Raw genomic sequence first — 2,433 nt, 5'->3', positions numbered from 1 at the left:
CCTTTAATGTAAGTTTACTGTTGCCTAAATGTTAAGGAAGATGTTTTAAACCTTAACCGATTCGGTGCAATATTTATTTTAGGTACAATAAGTAAGTATACCCAATAATCAGTATTGGAATCTCTATGGCGTTGTGTTATATTTACATATTTAATAACAGTTATCTGTTTATTTTTCAGTAGGATGCAGTGTTTTATGATTGATTTACTATTATATCAGTATGTCCCTTGCTAAACATATATTTTAATAAACAGAAAATGATATACAACGATCGAAAAGCCGTGGATCCTGCTATAAAGAAATGTCTTATCGACAAACTGCTCAATAACAATATCTCGGTTAGCGAACTTATTGAACTGAGGCCTGAAATTAATGAATTCGATCTTTCTGAAATTATTCAGCATATCTACGACCTTAACCTGGAGCAGGTACGAAAAATAGCAGCATTAGCGCCTGTTATGGCTAAAGTAGATGCATTAAAAAACAGCCAGCGCAATACCCGTTTTATAAAAAAGGTAAAAAATAATTTCCGGAAACATACGGCTAAGCACAACGGTCTTAAAAACAGGGTAGTGGTAGTAGAGGGCGATTCGTGGTTCAATTATCCTATTCTTTTAAGCGATGTGATCGACTGGATTGCTATGGAAGAGAATATGGCCGTTTATAGCCTGGCTTCTGGTGGCGATTGGCTGATGAACATGCTTAGTGCCAAAAAATATGTCGAACAGCTTTCTACACTTCAACCGGATGTATTTATCATTAGCGGGGGAGGAAACGACCTGGTTGGAAACCGGAGAATAGCAGCCATGGTTACACATAAAGGAGACTCTAACGAATTTGAAAATAGTGCATTTGCGAAATACCTTTATCAAAGCGCTGCTAATCCACCCGATAACCCAGAAGATTTTAAACGTGGTACCCAGTTCATATCCAAAGATTTTTATGCTTTACTGGCCTTTTTTCAGCTCCAATATTATTTTATTATAAATGGGATTCTCACTGGCGGTGAGGGAGAAAATGGTAAGTTTCCAGGGATACAGATTATTACGCAAGGTTACGATTACGCCATACCAAGCGATAAGAAGATAGCAGGATATAATCCACTCAAATGGTACCGGCTGTTTGCGCGAACTTTTCTCGGCCATGGAGGATGGTTAAAAACGCCCTTGCAGCTCAGGGGCATATACGATCCCGAAGATCAGCGCAAAATTGTTTATGCCATGATTTACCTCTTTAACGAAATGATGATTGATATCGGTCGCATTTTTAGTGAAATGTTAGGGGAGAATAGGGTATTCCATATCGATTCAAGAGGGTCAGTTGGTAAAAATGGTTGGACGGATGAATTGCATCCATTGCCCCAACATTTCAAAAAAACAGCAGCAGCCTTTATTCACTGTATTAACAACCCAAATAAAAATGGAAGTGCAGTTATAGCAGTTGTAAAACAACAGGATGGAGGGCAGAAATGAAAAAGATATTGATTCTAGTATTTATCATTGTTTGTGGTGCAATGTCCTTTCAGGGAAAAGTACTTCAGCACTTCAGCGGAAAAGGAATCGTCAATTTAGAACTCGCCAATAAAGATGCAGGAGTAGAAATTATTGCGCTTTGGAGCGATACACTTTATGGTGACCAGACACTTTTAAACATTGCCCAAAAGAATACACACCTCGATTTTCTGTTTATTTTGGTATATGTAGTGCTCATCATGACGCTATCTAATTCGCAAATGCAAAGAGAAAAAACAAGTTGGCTAAACGAATTGCTACGGCTTAATTTATTTCTGGCATTTTTAATCGGCTCACTGGATGTAATTGAAAATATCAGGCTATTACACAGTTTCCATCACCCGGGAAATATGGCTGAATTTTGGCGAACAGATTTTATTGCATGGCCAAAATTTGTTATAGTAGGCTGGGTAATTTTGATTTATGTTTTCTCGGTAATTAAGGGCTATTTTAATAAGTGATTTTCGTTAGCATCTTACAGATCATTAAGGAATTAAGGTAATTAAGATATCAAGGCAAAGACTATTTTAAATAGCCTATTGTTTACAGGCTTAAAAAATCCTTCCTCTCTACTACAATTGACAGATACTGAAATTCGGCGTTATCTCGACCGGAGCAACTCGGAGTGGAGAGATCTTTGGATAACATGAATAATTGTGGTGTCAGTTGTTGCCAACTGACACTAAAAACATATATTCTAGATATTCCCTTTTTTAATAGTCGATAGTCAGATGGTAACATCTGACTGCACGTGGAAATTATCCTTCAGGGTGATTAAACTCAGGAGAATATTTCGGGCTTTCTTTGAAAAAAAATAATTGCGAGGATCCTTCGACAAGCTTAGGATGACAAGCGCGGTTATATGTCTAATTTTCTTTAACTCCACTTAAAACGATGTTCTTGGTTAACTTTATGTTAGTTT

2 protein-coding genes are annotated in these 2,433 nt (G+C 37.2%); both read left to right on the top strand.

The features are described from left to right. Nucleotides 1-257 precede the first annotated feature (257 nt). Nucleotides 258-1,472: a hypothetical protein gene (locus tag AC1DND_RS25735; protein WP_477585415.1), complete on the top strand. Its 1,215-nt coding sequence runs from the start codon at nt 258-260 to the stop codon at nt 1,470-1,472. Further along, complete coding sequence (locus tag AC1DND_RS25730; RefSeq protein ID WP_477585413.1) at nt 1,469-1,972, top strand: hypothetical protein; 504 nt, start codon at nt 1,469-1,471, stop codon at nt 1,970-1,972. The genes AC1DND_RS25735 and AC1DND_RS25730 overlap by 4 nt, the downstream gene beginning before the upstream one ends. The last annotated feature ends 461 nt before the right edge of the window (nt 1,973-2,433 follow it).

Source organism: Pedobacter sp. 01N416, assembly GCF_056399685.1.
This window is presented reverse-complemented; position numbering and strand designations above follow the sequence as displayed.

Coding starts and splice junctions, on each gene's coding strand:
- AC1DND_RS25735 (WP_477585415.1), top strand. CDS start 258: ATGATATACAACGATCGAAAAGCCGTGGATCCTGCTATAAAGAAATGT.
- AC1DND_RS25730 (WP_477585413.1), top strand. CDS start 1,469: ATGAAAAAGATATTGATTCTAGTATTTATCATTGTTTGTGGTGCAATG.